At 57.9% G+C, this 209-nt stretch carries 1 pseudogene; it reads left to right on the top strand.

The features are described 5' to 3' along the window. A pseudogene (locus KJQ96_RS39925) lies at positions 1-209 on the top strand (ShlB/FhaC/HecB family hemolysin secretion/activation protein); the annotation flags it as partial.

Here is a 209-nt window from a genome sequence, read left to right as displayed (position 1 = left end):
AGCCTCACATCGGACTACCGCCTGCAGGACCATTTCGGCGGCATCAATTATCTGACGATGAACTATCGCCAGGGCTTCGACATTCTCGATGCCTCGCATCGGGACGACGATTATCTGTCGCGCGTCGGCGCGTCCGGCACATTCTCCGCGCTGAATTTTTGGTTCACGCGCTATCAGACGCTGACGGATGCATGGTCGGTGAAGCTCGC

This window comes from Bradyrhizobium sp. sGM-13, from assembly GCF_018398875.1.
Taxonomy (GTDB): domain Bacteria; phylum Pseudomonadota; class Alphaproteobacteria; order Rhizobiales; family Xanthobacteraceae; genus Bradyrhizobium.
Note: the sequence above shows the minus strand (reverse complement) of the source record. Positions and strands in the feature narration are given on the sequence as shown.